Source organism: Janthinobacterium sp. 1L-D-8-B-C4 (assembly GCF_057291295.1).
On record NZ_JBXAVX010000004.1, the window covers coordinates 226,261 to 240,321 of the forward strand.

The following is a 14,061-nucleotide window of genomic DNA, read 5'->3' on the forward strand; positions in this document are numbered from 1 at the left end:
ACTCACTCGCGCTTCGACACCAGCGTCAGAATGTCGTAGCTGGCCACCAGTTCATCGTTCTGGTTGGTCACCTGTACATCCCACGCCACCACGCCCTGGCCAACGCCGAACACGTCCTTGCGATTGCGGTCGACCTTGCGCTTGCACGTCAGGCGGGCGCGGATGGTGTCGCCGATGGCCACTGGCGCCACGAAACGCAGGTTGTCCAGGCCATAGTTGGCCAGCACCGGGCCGACGCCGGGCGAGACGAACAGGCCGGCGGCGGCCGACAGCACGAAGTAGCCGTGGGCGATGCGCTTGCCGAACTGCGACTCTTTCGCCGCGATTTCGTCGAAGTGCATGTAGAAGAAGTCGCCCGAAATGCCGCCAAAGGCGACGATATCGGCTTCGCTGACGGTACGGCGGTGTGTCAGCAGCGAGTCGCCGGTTTTCAGGTCTTCGAAGTGCTTGCGGAAAGGGTGGATCGGGCTTTCGTTGACGGCAGCGCCACGCACGTATTCACCGGTGACGGCCGCCAGCATGGTGGGCGAGCCCTGTACCGCCGCGCGCTGCAGATAGTGGCGCACGGCGCGCACGCCGCCCAGCTCCTCGCCGCCGCCGGCGCGGCCAGGGCCGCCGTGTTTCAGTTGCGGCAAAGGCGAGCCATGGCCGGTCGAATCGACCGACGCTTCGCGTTCCAGGATATGCACGCGGCCATGGGTGGCGGCCACCAGCGGCACCACGCGCGCGGCCAGTTTCGGGTCGCGCGTGACCAGCGTGCTCACCAAACTACCCTTGCCGCGCGCGGCCAAGGCCAGCGCTTCGTCGATATCGCTGTAGCCCATCATGGTGCTGACCGGGCCGAACGCTTCCACGTCATGCACGGCGTCGTTGCCAAACGCGTTGCGGCACATCAGCAATGTTGGCGAGAAGAAGCTGCCATCAAGAGCGCCTTCGCCCAAAGGATTAAAACCGTCGGCCGCGCCGAACACCACCTCGTTACCCTTGGACAGCGTGGCGACCCTTTCGGCCACGTCATTCTGCTGCTCTTTCGAAGCCAGTGCCCCCATGCGCACGCCCTCGATCGAGGGGTCGCCCACCACCACCTTGGCCAGGCGTTCGCGCAGGCGCGCGCCGACCGCATCCAACAAATGATCGGGCACGATCACGCGGCGGATCGCCGTGCACTTCTGGCCCGACTTGCCCGTCATTTCGCGTACCACTTCCTTGACGAACAGGTCGAACTCCACGTCGTCCGGCGTGACGTCCGGCGCCAGGATGGCGCAGTTGAGCGAATCGGCTTCGCCGTTGAATGGCACCGACTGGGCGATCAGGTTCGGATTGGTGCGCAGCTTGGCGGCGGTGGCGGCCGAGCCGGTAAACGTGACGACATCCTGGCCGTTCAGGCGGTCGAGCAGGTCGCCGGTGGAACCGATCACCAGCTGCAGGCTGCCTTCGGGCAGCAAGCCCGATTCATGCATCATGCGCACCACGGCCTGCGTCAGATAGCTGGTGGCGGTGGCCGGCTTGGCGATGCAGGGCATGGCGGCCAAAAAGCTCGGTGCGAACTTTTCCAGCAGGCCCCAGATCGGGAAGTTGAAGGCATTGATATGCACGGCCAGGCCGCCGCGCGGCACCAGGATGTGGGTGCCGGCGAAACCGCCCTTCTTGCCGAGCGCGATGGCCGGGCCTTCGTGCAGCACGTTCGACGACGGCAGTTCGTTGCTGCCCATGCTGGCGTAGGCAAACAGGGTGCCGGTGCCGCCTTCGATATCGACCCAGCTGTCGGCGCGCGTGGCGCCCGACAGATGCGAGATCACATACAGCTCTTCCTTGCGGCCGACCAGGTACAGCGCCAGCGCTTTCAGGCGCGCGGCGCGCTGCTGGAAGTCCAGCGCCATCAGGCCCGGCACGCCCGTCTTGCGGGCATAGGTAACGGCTTCCTCGAAATCGATCTTCTCGGCGTGGGTGTGATAGATCACGTTGTTGTTCAGGGCGCTGTGCAGCGGCACGGCGGCCGATTCTCCCAGCCAGCGGCCGGCGATCAGACTTTGTAAAGTTGAAACATGAGCCATGGTTCGTATTCCTGTATTGGTTATTGCGCAGCCGCGTTCTTGTGCAGATGCAGCGGCAGCGCCGATTCAAAATTGAGTCGCTGGCGATCCGGTTCGACTTGCGTCAGCGCCTCGACTTCGCGCATGGTGTGCATGGAGCGCACGGCCAGTTCGTGGTACTGGCCGGTGCCCGAGGTTTTCCATTTGATCTCGTCGTCAGTCAGGCTGCGAATGATCTTGGCCGGGGTGCCCACCACCATGCTGCGCGGCGCGACGATCATGCCGGCTTTCACGAAACTCATGGCGGCGACGATGGACTCTTCGCCGATGACGGCGTTGTCCATCACCACCGCATTCATGCCGACCAGCGCATTGCGGCCGATGCGGCAGCCGTGCAGCACGGCGCCGTGGCCCACATGGCCGTCGACTTCGACCACCGTGTCGCAGCCGGGAAAGCCGTGCATCACGCAGGTGTCCTGCAGATTGGCGCCCTCTTCCAGGATCAGGCGCCCGAAGTCGCCGCGGATCGAGGCCAGCGGCCCGATATAGCAGCGCGGGCCGACGATCACGTCGCCGATCAGCACCGCGCTCGGGTGCACATAGGCGGACGGGTGGACGACGGGGGTGACGCCGTTGATTTCGTAGACTTTGACCATGGTATTTTCCTTTTAACTATCGTGCCATGTGCGTAGATCGGATTAGCCGGAACGGCGTAATCCGACAAGCACCTGTAGCGCCAACAATGTTGTCGGATTACGCGCTACGCGCTAATCCGACCTACGTCCTTACATGCCCAGGTAGGCGCTCTGCACCTGCTCGTTATGCAGCAATTCCGGCCCCGGACCGGACAGGGTGATGGCGCCCGTCTCGATCACGTAGCCGACATCGGCGATCGACAGCGCCGCGTGGGCATTCTGCTCGACCAGGAAAATCGTGATGCCGCGGTCGCGCAGTTCGGCGACGATGCGGAAGATCTCGGCGATCAGGAGCGGCGCCAGGCCCATGCTCGGCTCATCCAATAGCAGCAGTTGCGGGCGGCCCATCAGCGCGCGCGCCATGGCCAGCATCTGCTGCTGGCCGCCGGACAGGGTGCCAGCAAGTAAAAGACGCTTTTCCTTCAGGATCGGGAACAGGCCATACATGCGCTCGATCTCGCCGGCCACTTCCTGCTGCGGGCGCGTAAAGGCGCCCAGGCGCAGATTGTCTTCCACCGTCATCGGACCGAATACCTGCCGCCCTTCCGGCACCTGGCAGATGCCGGCGCGCACGCGCTTGTCGGCGCTGGCGCGGCTGATGTCCTGGCCGGCAAAGGTGATGCTGCCGGCGCTGATCGGCTGCACGCCCGAAATCGCCCGCAGCAAGGTGGTCTTGCCGGCGCCATTGGCGCCCACCAGCGCTACCAGCTGGCCCTGGCGCACCTGCAGGTCGATGCCGTGCAGCGCCTGGATGCGGCCGTAGTGGCTGGTGAGGCCCTTGATATCGAGCACCAGCGGTGTTTGAGGTGTTTCCATCTTCATCATGCCGCCACTCCCAGGTACGCCGCCACCACGTCGGGGTTGGCGCGCACTTCGGCGGCGGTCCCTTCGGCCAGCTTCTTGCCATAGTCGAGCACCAGGATATGGTCCGACAGATTCATCACCAGTTTCATGTCATGCTCGACCAGCACCACCGTCACGCCCGATTGCGCCACCTTGCGGATCAAGGCTTCGATCTCGCCCGTTTCGGTATGGTTCAGGCCAGCGGCCGGTTCATCGAGCAGCAGCACCTTCGGCTTGGCCGCCAGCGCGCGCGCGATCTCCAGGCGTTTTAACGCGCCATACGACATCTGGCCCGCCTCGTCATCGATATGGCGGCCCACGCCAACGAATTCCATCAGCTGCGCCGCCTCGTCGCGGCAGGCGGCGTCCGCGCGGCGCACCGATGGCAGACGCAGCATGGAGGCGAACAGGTTCTGGTTCAGGCGCAGATGGGCGCCGACCATTACATTGTCGATCGCCGTCATGTTCATGCACACCTGCAGGTTTTGAAAGGTACGGCTCATGCCGCGCCGCGCCAGCGCATCGGGCGGCATGGCGGCCACGTTCTCGCCATTGAGCAAAATCTCGCCTTTGGTCGGCGTGTAGACCCCGGTGATCAGGTTGAACAGGGTGGTCTTGCCGGCGCCGTTCGGGCCGATCACGGAATGGATATGGCCTTCCTTGACGGTAAAGCTGACATCCTGCACCGCGTGCACGCCGCCGAAACTCTTGCTCAGGTTGTTAATCGTCAGCATCTCACACCTCCTGCACAGGTTTGGCCGGCGCCTTGGGCGCGGTTGGCGTGCCAGCCCGCTTGCGCGAACGGCTGGCCAGGCTCGGGACCAGGCCCTTGGGCATGAAAATCATGGTGGCCATCAAAATCACGCCAAACACCACCGTTTCCCAGCCTTCAAAACTGGACAGCAGCTGCGGCAATATCGTCAGCAGCGCCGCGCCGATAATGGAGCCGAAGATCGACGCCATGCCGCCCACCACCACCATCGTCACCAGCTCGATCGAGTGGAAGAAGCCGGCCAGGTTGGGGGTGATGAAGCCGATGTAGTGGGCGCTGATGCTGCCGGCGATACTGGCGATCACGGCCGACAGCACGAATACGCGCACCTTGAAGCGGGTGGTGTCGACACCAACCACGCGCGCCGCCACTTCCGAACCGTGAATGGCCTGCAGCGCGCGGCCGACGGGCGAATCGATCAGGTTCAGCGCCAGCCAGGTCACCAGCAGCAGCAAGACGGCGCACACCAGGTACCATGATTTTTCGCCGGCGATCTCCAGGCCGGCGACACTGAAGGCGGACACGCCGATGCCGTCCGGGCCGCCGGTCCATTGCGTTTCGTTGTTGATGACGATGGAAATGATGATGCCCAGGCCCAGAGTGGCCATGGCCAGGGTATGGCCCTTGAGTTTCAATACCGGACGCGCCAGCAGCAGCGCCAGCAGGCCGGTGGCGACCGCGCCGGCGCCCAAGGCGGCCAGCGGCGGCCAGCCGTAGTGGGTGGTCAGCACGGCCGAGGCATACGCGCCCAGGCCATAGAAGCCCGCGTGGCCGAGACTGATCTGGCCCGTATAGCCCATCAAGAGATTGAGGCCGATGACGACGATGGCGTTCAGCGCAATGCGGATCGCCACGTCATAGTAGAACGCGTTGGTGAGAAAGAGCGGCAAAATGGCCAGGATCAGCGCCAGCACCAGCAGGCCGGCATGGCGCGAGCGGGAGAAGAAGGTCGTCATACACGCTCCGAATTTTTAGCGCCGAACAGGCCTTGCGGCAGGAAGAACAGGATCAGCAGGATCAGCACGAACGGTACCGCGTCCTTGTAGGCCGACGAGATGTAGCCAGCCGTCATCGCTTCGGCGACGCCGAGGATCAGGCCACCGGCGATCGCGCCCGCGCCGCCACCCAAGCCACCCAATACGGCCGCCACAAAGCCCTTCAGGCCCAGCATGATGCCGGCGTCGTAGGACGTGTACGTGATGGGGGCGACCAGGATGCCGCCAGCCGCGCCCAAAAGCGCCGACAGGCCGAACGAGAACAGCAGTACACGGCGCGTGTTGATGCCGACCAGTTGCGCGGCCAGCTTGTTGTGCGAGGTGGCCAGCATGGCCTTGCCCATCAGGGTGCGCCCGAAGAACCAGCCCAGCACCAGCACGATGATAATGGTGACGCCCAGCACCCACAGGCTTTGCGGCAACAGGCTGGCGCCGAGGAATTGAATCGACGTATCGCCGGAAAAGGCCGGCAGCGAATGCGTGTCCTTGCCCAGCCAGATCTGCACCAGGCCGCGCAGCACCAGGGAAGCGCCGATGGTAATGATCAGCAAAGTGATGACCTGCGCGTTCTGCGCCGGCTCGATCACGGTTTTTTCCATCAGCAGGCCCACCAGGCCGGTGGCGATCACGGCCAGGAAAATGGCCAGCGGCAGCGGCACGCCGGCGGCCGACATCACGGCGGCCAGCATCCCGCCCAGCATGATGAATTCACCTTGCGCAAAGTTGATCACGCCGCTGGTGTTGTAGATGATGGTAAAGCCCAGCGCCGCCAGCGCATAGGCGGAACCGACCGTCATCCCGGAATACAGAAATTGTAGAAATTGTGCGACTTCCATGATGTCTCCAATATGTTCGGCTGCGCGCGGGCCGCCCTCCAGGGCGGCCCGCGCGGATGCTTCTGGCTTACCGTATTGCGAACATTACTTCGACAATTGCCATTCGCCGTTCTTCACTTCGACCATGCGGAAAGCCGACAGGTCCAGGCCCATATGGTCCTTGGCTGACATATTGAACACGCCGGTGGTGCCCACAAAACCCTTGGTCGACTCCAGCGCGGCGCGCACTTTTTCGCGGTCGGTGCCGCCGGCGCGCTTGATGGCGTCGACCGACAGGTTCAAGGCGTCCAGCGCATAGCCGCCAAAGGTCGACGGATCGATCTTGTAGCGGTCCTTGTAGGTCTTGTCGTAGCCGACGACGATGGCCTTTTGCGGATCGGCGTCCGGCAGCATGGCGCCGATCAGCAGCGCCGGCGTGGGCAGGCGCACGCCTTCGGCGGCCTTGCCCGACAACTTCAGGTATTCATCCGAGGCCACGCCGTGCGACTGGTACAGCGGCAGCGCCGTCATGCCCAGCTGGCCATAGTTCTTGGTGACCACGGCAGGACCCTGGCCCAGGCCGAACACGAACACCGCCTGCACGCCGGCCGTGTTCTTGATGCGGGTCAGCTGGGCCGTGATATCGGTGTCTTTCGGGCCGTAGGTTTCATCGGAGACCAGCGTGATGCCGTACTTGGCGGCGACGATCTGCGACTCCTTGCGCCCCGACGCGCCAAAACCGCTGGTCTCCGACAGCAGGCCGACCTTGCTGATGCCGCGCTTCTTCATGTCCTCGAATACCTTTTCGGCCGCCATGCGGTCGGTATGCGGCGTCTTGAAAACCCATTTCTTCACCGGATCGATGACCACCACGGCGCCGGCCAGCGAAATGAATGGCAGGCTGGCGCGCTCGACCAGCGGCGCCATCGCCATGGTCGCGCCGGTGGTGGTGCCGCCGATCAGCACGTCGACCTTGTCGGACTCGATCAGGCGCTTGGTAAAGCCGTTGGCCTTGGCCGCGTCGCTGCCGTCGTCGTAGTGCACCAGTTCGAGCTTGCGGCCCAATACGCCGCCGGCCGCGTTGATTTTTTCGATATACAGCTGCAGGGTTTTCAGTTCAGGGTCGCCCAAAAAGGCGGCCGGGCCCGTGACGGACAGCACGGAACCGATCTTGATATTGTCGGCCGCATAAGCGCCTGCGGCGGACATGGCCAGCACGCCGGCGATCAGGGTTTTCTTGAAGAGGTTGGCAATCATTGTGGTCTCCACCAGGTTGGCACTACGGTCAATGTATGGTTGGCGCTTTTTGACTAGCCTGCGCCTTTTTGTCTTGCTCTTTTATACTCGTTCAGATGCGTTCAATCACGACGGCAATCCCCTGCCCCACGCCGATGCACATGGTGCACAGCGCATAGCGCCCACCGGTGCGTTCGAGCTGGTTCAGGGCGGCCATCACCAGGCGCGCACCGGAAGCGCCCAGCGGATGGCCGATGGCGATCGCGCCGCCATTCGGATTCACGTGGGCCGCGTCGTCGGCCAGGCCCAGGTCGCGCGTCACCGCCAGCGCCTGCGCGGCAAATGCTTCGTTCAGTTCGATCACGTCCATCTGTTCGATGGTGAGACCGGTCTGCGCCAGCACCTTGCGCGTGGCCGGCGACGGGCCGAAGCCCATGATGCGCGGCGCCAGGCCGGCCGTGGCCATGCCCAGCACTTTTGCGCGCGGCGTCAACTTGTATTTGTCAACGGCCGCGCCGGAGGCGAGCAGAATTGCGCAGGCGCCGTCATTGAGGCCCGAGGCATTGCCGGCCGTGACGGTGCCGTCAAGCTTGACGACGCCCTTGAGCTTGGCCAGCATCTCCAGCGAAGTATCGGGGCGCGGATGTTCGTCGGTGGTGACCATTTTCGGCTCGCCTTTTTTCTGCGGCACGGCCACCGGCACGATTTCGCGTTCGAACACGCCGGCCGCGTGGGCCGCCGCCCAGCGCTGCTGGCTGCGCAGCGCCAGCGCGTCCTGATCGGCGCGGCTGATGCCGAATTCCACGGCCACGTTTTCCGCCGTTTCCGGCATGGTGTCGATGCCGTACTGCGCCTTCATCTTGCCGTTGACGAAGCGCCAGCCCAGGGTGGTGTCTTCGATTTTTGCCGCCCGCGAGAAAGCGCTGTCGGCCTTGCCCATCACGAAAGGCGCGCGCGTCATGCTTTCCACACCGCCGGCGATGATCAAGTGCGCTTCACCGGCCTTGATCGAGCGCGCCGCCAGGCCCACGGCGTCCAGGCTGGAGCCGCACAGGCGGTTGATGGTATTGGCCGGCACGTCGACCGGCAGGCCGGCCAGCAGCGCGGCCATGCGGCCCACGTTGCGGTTGTCTTCGCCGGCCTGGTTGGCGCAGCCATAAAAGACGTCGTCAATGGCGGCCCAGTCGACGGAAGGATTGCGCGCGATCAGCGCGGCGATCGGCAGCGCGCCCAGGTCATCGGCGCGCACGGTCGCCAAAGCGCCGCCATAGCGGCCAAACGGGGTACGCACAGCGTCACAGATAAAAGCGTCGTTCATGTTCGGTTCCTTGTTCGTTTTCTTGTTCAAACTATCAGGAGAAAATCTTCGGGCGCTGGTCGACCACGCGCCTGGCCTTGCCGGTCAGTGTGCGTTCGATGCCCGAAGCGGCCACCAGGCGCACGCGGGTGCTCACGCCCACATGGGTCTTGATGCGCTGTTCCAGCTCGCGCGCCAGGCCGTCGGTTTCGCTGGCCGAGATGGTCGCGCTCATGTCGATGCGCAGTTCGGCGATCACTTCCAGTTTGTCCAGGTGGCCGTCGCGCGTCACCACCAATTGATATTGCGGCGCCAGCTTCGGCATCTTCAAAATCAGCTCTTCGATCTGCGTCGGGAACACATTCACACCACGGATGATCAGCATGTCGTCCGAGCGGCCCGTGATCTTGCCGATGCGGCGCATCGAGCGCGAAGTCGGCGGCAGCAAGCGGGTCAGGTCGCGCGTGCGGTAGCGGATGATGGGCAGCGCCTCCTTCGACAGCGAGGTGAATACCAGCTCGCCCTCCTCGCCGTCGGGCAGCACTTCGCCCGTTTCCGGGTCGATGATCTCGGGGTAAAAATGGTCTTCCCAGATCACCGGACCGTCCTTGCTCTCGATGCATTCGGACGCCACGCCAGGGCCCATCACTTCGGACAGGCCGTAGATATCGACCGCGTCGATGCCGGCGCGCGCTTCGATTTCCGAGCGCATGGCGTCGGTCCACGGCTCGGCGCCGAAGATGCCGACCTTCAGCGACGAATCGGCCGGGTCCAGTCCCTGGCGCGTGAATTCCTCGATGATATTGAGCATGTACGACGGTGTGACCATGATGATGGACGGCTTGAAATCCTGGATCAGCTGCACCTGTTTTTCGGTCTGGCCGCCCGACATCGGGATTACCGTGCAGCCCAGGCGCTCGGCGCCGTAATGCGCGCCCAGGCCGCCCGTAAACAGGCCGTAGCCGTAGGAGATATGCACCATGTCGCCCGCGCGGCCACCGCCGGCGCGGATCGAACGGGCCACCACATTGGCCCAGGTATCGATATCGTTCTGCGTGTAGCCGACCACCGTGGCCTTGCCGGTGGTGCCGCTCGAGGCGTGGATGCGCACCACCTGCTCGCGCGGCACGGCAAACAGGCCGAACGGATAATTGTCGCGCAAGACCTTTTTATCGGTGAACGGAAATTTGGAAAGATCGGACAAGGATTTCAGGTCGTCCGGATGCACGCCCGCCGCGTCAAAGGCGGCGCGGTAATGGGGCACGTTGTCATAGGCGTGCCTGAGCGTCCATTGCATGCGTTCGAGCTGCAAGGCTTGCAACTCGTCCTTGCTGGCGCGCTCGATGGGCTCGAGGTCATTCGGGGAAGGCGTACGTTGGACCATGATTGTCTCCTGTTGATTCTATAACTGTTCGGTGTGGGGCAGTTCAAGCCTGCTCTTGGATCACTTCACCGGCCACGCGGATCGACTTGCCGCGAAATAGCGCGATCGCGCGGCCGTCCTGGTTGCTGACCCTGACGTCGTAGACGCCGCTCTTGCCCGCCAGCGCCTGCTCGACGGCGTCGGCCACCAGCACGTCGCCTTCGCGGCCCGGCGCCAGGTAGTCGATGGTGCAGCCTGCCCCCACGGTGTTGAGGTTGTAGCTGTTGCAGGCAAACGCAAACGCGCTGTCGGCCAGGGCGAAGATAAAACCGCCGTGGCAGCTCTGGTGACCGTTGAGCATGTCGGCGCGCACTGTCATGGTCATGCGCGCATGGCCAGGGCCCACTTCATCCAGGGCGATGCCCAGGGCCTGCGTGGCGCTGTCGCGCGACAGCATGGAGGCGGCGGCCGCTTCTGCCAGCGCCTGGGCGCTCATTTGATGGTCTTCATTCGGCATGAAACGATGCTCCATTGGCGAGTTTGCGGCGCAGCAGCGGCGAGACGCGGTAGCGGTCTTCGCCATAGCCTTGCGCCAGGTGGTGCAGCACGGTCACGACATGTTGGACGCCGACCGCATCGGCCCAGGCCAGCGGTCCGCGCGGATAATTGACGCCCTTCTGCATGGCGATATCGACGGCGGCAGCCGTACACACGCCCTGGTTGACGGCGTCGGCCGCTTCGTTGGCCAGCATGGCCACCGTGCGCATCACGGCCAGGCCGGGCACGTCGTCCAGGCGCGTGACGGCAAAGCCGGCCGCCTGGAACAGGCCGACGGCGGCAGCCCAGGCTTCGTCGCCGCACTGGTCGGCGCGCGCCAGCGCCACGCGTTTGGCTGTCGCATAGTCGAGCGCCAGGTCGAACAGCACCGTGTCGGCGTGGCTGTTGTCCTGTGCGCGCTGGGTGGCGCTGCGGCCATCCGTCAGGTAAATGGCGGCGCCGTTGCAATGCAGGGCCGGCGCCGTGTCGCTGGCCTGGCCTTCGAGCGTGACGCGGCTGGTGACACCGATGCCGGACGCTTCCAGGCGCCGCACCAGCGCATGGATGACGCCCGTGTGGCCACGGCCATCGCCACCGACAGCGCTGGACAGGGCCACCACTTCGGGGCGCGGCTGGGCGCTTTCCTGCTGCGCCGCAGGCACGCTGGCGCCTTCGCCATACCGGTAAAAACCACGGCCCGACTTGCGACCCAAAAAGCCCGCATTGACCATTTCCTGCTGCAGCACCGAGGGCGTAAAGCGCGGGTCGTTGAAGTAGGCGCCGAACACCGATTGCGTGACCGAGAAATTGACATCGTGGCCGATCAGGTCCATCAGCTCGAACGGGCCCATGCGAAAGCCGCCCGCCTCGCGCAGTACCGCGTCGATGGTGGCGGCGTCGCCGGCCTGCTCGCTGAGCAGGCGCCAGCCTTCGGCGTAGAACGGACGCGCCACGCGGTTGACGATAAAGCCGGGCGTCGATTTCGCATGCACGGGTTGCTTGCCCCAGGCGATGGAAGTGTCGTAGACAGTAGCGGCGACCTCGTCGCTGGTGGCCAGTCCACTGATCACTTCGACCAGCGCCATCAGCGGCACCGGGTTAAAGAAGTGCATGCCGACCAGGCGTTCCGGGCGGCGCAATTTGGCCGCGATCGCCGTGACGGAAATCGACGAGGTATTGGTGGCCAGGATGCAGTCGTCACCCACCAGCGCTTCCAGGTCGGCGAACAGGCCGCGCTTGACGTCGAGGTTTTCAACGATGGCTTCGACCACCAGCGACGCGTCGGACACGTCTTGCAGACTGCTGGCGGCCTGCAGGCGCGCGCTGGCTTCCTGCGCTTCTTGCGCCGTCATGCGGCCCTTTTCGGCCAGCTTGACATACATCTTGCCGATGTCCTGTATGGCCTTGCTGACGGCTTCAGCGCGCGTGTCGTACAGTTTGACACGGTAGCCGGCTGCCGCCGCCACCTGCGCGATGCCGGCGCCCATGGCGCCGCTGCCGATCACGGCGACGATGCTGTTGTTCTCCAGAGCTGCCATCTTAGTGTCCTTTGAATTGTGCTGCGCGTTTTTCCATAAAGGCCGACACGCCCTCGCGGTAATCGTCGCTGTTGCCCAGTTCGCTCATCATGCGCGCTTCCAGCGCCAGCTGCTGCGGCAGGGTATTGGCGCCGCTCGCGGCCAGCGCCTGCTTGGTCAACGCCAGGCCCTTGGTTGGCGCCGTGGAGAAATGCACGGCCAGCTTGCGCGTTTCCGCGGCCAGCTCGGCGTCGTCCACGCACTTCCAGATCAGGCCCCAGTCTTCGGCTTTTTCGGCCGTCAGTTTTTCGCCCAGCATGGCCATGCCCATGGCGCGCGCGGAACCGACCAGGCGCGGCAAAAAGAAGGTGCCGCCCGTGTCGGGTATCAGGCCCAGCTTGCAGAACACTTCGACAAAGCTGGCCGATTTGCCGGCGATAACGATATCGCAGGCCAGCGCCAGGTTGGCGCCGGCGCCGGCCGCCACGCCGTTGACGGCGCAGAGTACCGGCATCGGCAATGCCTTCAGGGCCAGCACCAGCGGCGCATAGTTTTTTTCCACCGATTCGCCCAGGTCCACGCCTTTCGAACCCGGTTCGACGGCGCGATCGGACAAGTCCTGGCCGGCGCAGAAACCACGGCCGGCGCCGGTCAGCACGAATACGCGCACGCTGTTGTCGGCATTGACACGGCTAATCGCGTCGCGCACTTCCTCGTGCATGGCCTGGGTGAAGCTGTTGAGCTTGTCGGGGCGGTTCAGGGTCAGCGTGGCGATGCCCTGCTCGATGGTGAAGAGGATGTTTTGGTAGGTCATGGCGTCTCGCTATTTTAGTTATTGGCCTGCTTTTACTCTGCCTGGTCGAAATCGACAATCACCTTGTCGGTGACAGGAAAACTCTGGCAGCTCAGCACAAAACCGCGCGCCACTTCGTAGTCTTCCAGCGCGTAGTTGACGTCCATCTCGACCTTGCCATCAAGGACCTTGCAGCGGCAGGTGGAGCACACGCCGCCCTTGCAGGAATAGCGCATGTCGATGCCTTGGCGCAGGCCGGCGTCGAGGATCGATTCCTTGTCCTTGTCCATCGTGAAGGTGGTGTGATTGCCGTCCAAAATGACCGTCACTTCGGTTTCCTTGACGGCGCCGGCGTCGAGCTGGGCGCGCGGCTTGTGCGCGTTTTTCGGGATGCTGGCGGCGAACAGTTCGATCTTGATATTTTGCTTTGGCATGCCGGCCGCCTGCAGCGCGGCCGAGACGCCCAGCATCATGTCTTCCGGGCCGCAGATAAAGGCGTTGTCGTAGTCTTCCACACGGATCCAGTGCTGCAGGAACTGCTCGCATTTTTCCTGCGTGATGCGGCCGTTGAACAGCTCGATGTCCTGCTGCTCGCGGCTCATTACGTAGACCAGGTTCAGGCGCTCCAGGTACACGTCTTTCAGGTCCGTCAGTTCTTCCTTGAAGATCACCGACGACGAGGCGCGGTTACCGTAGAACAGCGTGAAGCGGCTTAATGGCTCCGTCAGCAGGGTGGTCTTGATGATCGACAGGATGGGCGTGATGCCGCTGCCCGACGCAAACGCCAGGTAGTGCTTGCGGTTGACGCAGTCGAGTGGCACGTTGAAGTGGCCCATCGGCGGCATCACCTCGATGGTGGCACCGGCCTTCAAGGTATCGTTGGCCCAGGTGGAAAACGCGCCGCCAGGGGTACGCTTGATGGCCACGCGCAGGGTGCCGTCCTGCACCGCCGAGCAGATCGAATACGAGCGGCGCACGTCTTCCGCATTGATATTGGCGCGCAAGGTCAGGTGCTGGCCCTGCTGGAAACGGAACTGCTGCTGCAATTGTTCCGGCACGTCAAAGGTGACGGCGATGGTGTCGCGCGTTTCATTGCGCACCTCGGACACCGACAGCGGATAAAATTTACTCATGCTTCATCTCCAGTTTCTACACACTTCGCGCC

At 63.9% G+C, this 14,061-nt stretch carries 13 protein-coding genes; all 13 read right to left on the bottom strand.

Annotated elements, in window-relative coordinates:
- Positions 1–2 precede the first annotated feature (2 nt).
- A complete protein-coding gene (gene paaZ, locus AC0Z42_RS09775) occupies positions 3–2,054 on the bottom strand; it encodes a phenylacetic acid degradation bifunctional protein PaaZ (RefSeq protein ID WP_485468031.1) in 2,052 nt (683 codons plus the stop codon).
- A gap of 20 nt (positions 2,055–2,074) precedes the next feature.
- Complete coding sequence (gene paaY, locus AC0Z42_RS09780; RefSeq protein WP_485468032.1) at positions 2,075–2,689, bottom strand: phenylacetic acid degradation protein PaaY; 615 nt, start codon at positions 2,687–2,689, stop codon at positions 2,075–2,077.
- Between the two features lie 129 nt (positions 2,690–2,818).
- The gene (locus AC0Z42_RS09785; protein WP_065309662.1) at positions 2,819–3,550 is read right to left on the bottom strand and encodes an ABC transporter ATP-binding protein; all 732 of its coding nucleotides are present in this window, start codon (positions 3,548–3,550) and stop codon (positions 2,819–2,821) included.
- A complete protein-coding gene (locus AC0Z42_RS09790; RefSeq protein ID WP_065309661.1) occupies positions 3,550–4,305 on the bottom strand; it encodes an ABC transporter ATP-binding protein in 756 nt (251 codons plus the stop codon). Before AC0Z42_RS09790 ends, AC0Z42_RS09785 begins: the two co-directional genes overlap by 1 nt.
- A 1-nt stretch (position 4,306) precedes the next feature.
- The gene (locus AC0Z42_RS09795) at positions 4,307–5,299 is read right to left on the bottom strand and encodes a branched-chain amino acid ABC transporter permease (RefSeq protein ID WP_065309660.1); all 993 of its coding nucleotides are present in this window, start codon (positions 5,297–5,299) and stop codon (positions 4,307–4,309) included.
- Complete coding sequence (locus tag AC0Z42_RS09800) at positions 5,296–6,174, bottom strand: branched-chain amino acid ABC transporter permease (protein ID WP_485468033.1); 879 nt, start codon at positions 6,172–6,174, stop codon at positions 5,296–5,298. The genes AC0Z42_RS09795 and AC0Z42_RS09800 overlap by 4 nt, the downstream gene beginning before the upstream one ends.
- Before the next feature lie 84 nt (positions 6,175–6,258).
- Positions 6,259–7,410, bottom strand: coding sequence for an ABC transporter substrate-binding protein (locus AC0Z42_RS09805; protein ID WP_485468034.1), 1,152 nt, complete (start codon positions 7,408–7,410; stop codon positions 6,259–6,261).
- Positions 7,411–7,501: 91 nt separating this feature from the next.
- Positions 7,502–8,707 carry a 3-oxoadipyl-CoA thiolase gene (pcaF, locus tag AC0Z42_RS09810; protein ID WP_065309657.1) on the bottom strand — a complete coding sequence of 402 codons (1,206 nt, stop codon included), beginning with the start codon at positions 8,705–8,707 and terminating at the stop codon, positions 7,502–7,504.
- A gap of 34 nt (positions 8,708–8,741) precedes the next feature.
- A complete protein-coding gene (gene paaK, locus AC0Z42_RS09815; protein WP_065309656.1) occupies positions 8,742–10,070 on the bottom strand; it encodes a phenylacetate--CoA ligase PaaK in 1,329 nt (442 codons plus the stop codon).
- A gap of 43 nt (positions 10,071–10,113) precedes the next feature.
- Entirely contained in the window at positions 10,114–10,566 is a 453-nt protein-coding gene (gene paaI / locus AC0Z42_RS09820) for a hydroxyphenylacetyl-CoA thioesterase PaaI (RefSeq protein ID WP_065309655.1), read from the bottom strand.
- Positions 10,556–12,124: a 3-hydroxyacyl-CoA dehydrogenase PaaH gene (gene paaH, locus AC0Z42_RS09825; protein WP_485468035.1), complete on the bottom strand. Its 1,569-nt coding sequence runs from the start codon at positions 12,122–12,124 to the stop codon at positions 10,556–10,558. The genes paaI and paaH overlap by 11 nt, the downstream gene beginning before the upstream one ends.
- A 1-nt stretch (position 12,125) precedes the next feature.
- Positions 12,126–12,917, bottom strand: coding sequence for a 2-(1,2-epoxy-1,2-dihydrophenyl)acetyl-CoA isomerase PaaG (paaG, locus tag AC0Z42_RS09830; RefSeq protein ID WP_485468036.1), 792 nt, complete (start codon positions 12,915–12,917; stop codon positions 12,126–12,128).
- 32 nt (positions 12,918–12,949) lie between these two features.
- The gene (paaE, locus tag AC0Z42_RS09835; protein WP_485468037.1) at positions 12,950–14,029 is read right to left on the bottom strand and encodes a 1,2-phenylacetyl-CoA epoxidase subunit PaaE; all 1,080 of its coding nucleotides are present in this window, start codon (positions 14,027–14,029) and stop codon (positions 12,950–12,952) included.
- Positions 14,030–14,061: the final 32 nt, after the last annotated feature.

Excerpts from the sequence above, each read along its gene's own strand:
- paaZ (WP_485468031.1), bottom strand. The coding sequence starts at position 2,054 with ATGGCTCATGTTTCAACTTTACAAAGTCTGATCGCCGGCCGCTGGCTG.
- paaY (WP_485468032.1), bottom strand. The coding sequence starts at position 2,689 with ATGGTCAAAGTCTACGAAATCAACGGCGTCACCCCCGTCGTCCACCCG.
- AC0Z42_RS09785 (WP_065309662.1), bottom strand. The coding sequence starts at position 3,550 with ATGAAGATGGAAACACCTCAAACACCGCTGGTGCTCGATATCAAGGGC.
- AC0Z42_RS09790 (WP_065309661.1), bottom strand. The coding sequence starts at position 4,305 with ATGCTGACGATTAACAACCTGAGCAAGAGTTTCGGCGGCGTGCACGCG.
- AC0Z42_RS09795 (WP_065309660.1), bottom strand. The coding sequence starts at position 5,299 with ATGACGACCTTCTTCTCCCGCTCGCGCCATGCCGGCCTGCTGGTGCTG.
- AC0Z42_RS09800 (WP_485468033.1), bottom strand. The coding sequence starts at position 6,174 with ATGGAAGTCGCACAATTTCTACAATTTCTGTATTCCGGGATGACGGTC.
- AC0Z42_RS09805 (WP_485468034.1), bottom strand. The coding sequence starts at position 7,410 with ATGATTGCCAACCTCTTCAAGAAAACCCTGATCGCCGGCGTGCTGGCC.
- pcaF (WP_065309657.1), bottom strand. The coding sequence starts at position 8,707 with ATGAACGACGCTTTTATCTGTGACGCTGTGCGTACCCCGTTTGGCCGC.
- paaK (WP_065309656.1), bottom strand. The coding sequence starts at position 10,070 with ATGGTCCAACGTACGCCTTCCCCGAATGACCTCGAGCCCATCGAGCGC.
- paaI (WP_065309655.1), bottom strand. The coding sequence starts at position 10,566 with ATGCCGAATGAAGACCATCAAATGAGCGCCCAGGCGCTGGCAGAAGCG.
- paaH (WP_485468035.1), bottom strand. The coding sequence starts at position 12,124 with ATGGCAGCTCTGGAGAACAACAGCATCGTCGCCGTGATCGGCAGCGGC.
- paaG (WP_485468036.1), bottom strand. The coding sequence starts at position 12,917 with ATGACCTACCAAAACATCCTCTTCACCATCGAGCAGGGCATCGCCACG.
- paaE (WP_485468037.1), bottom strand. The coding sequence starts at position 14,029 with ATGAGTAAATTTTATCCGCTGTCGGTGTCCGAGGTGCGCAATGAAACG.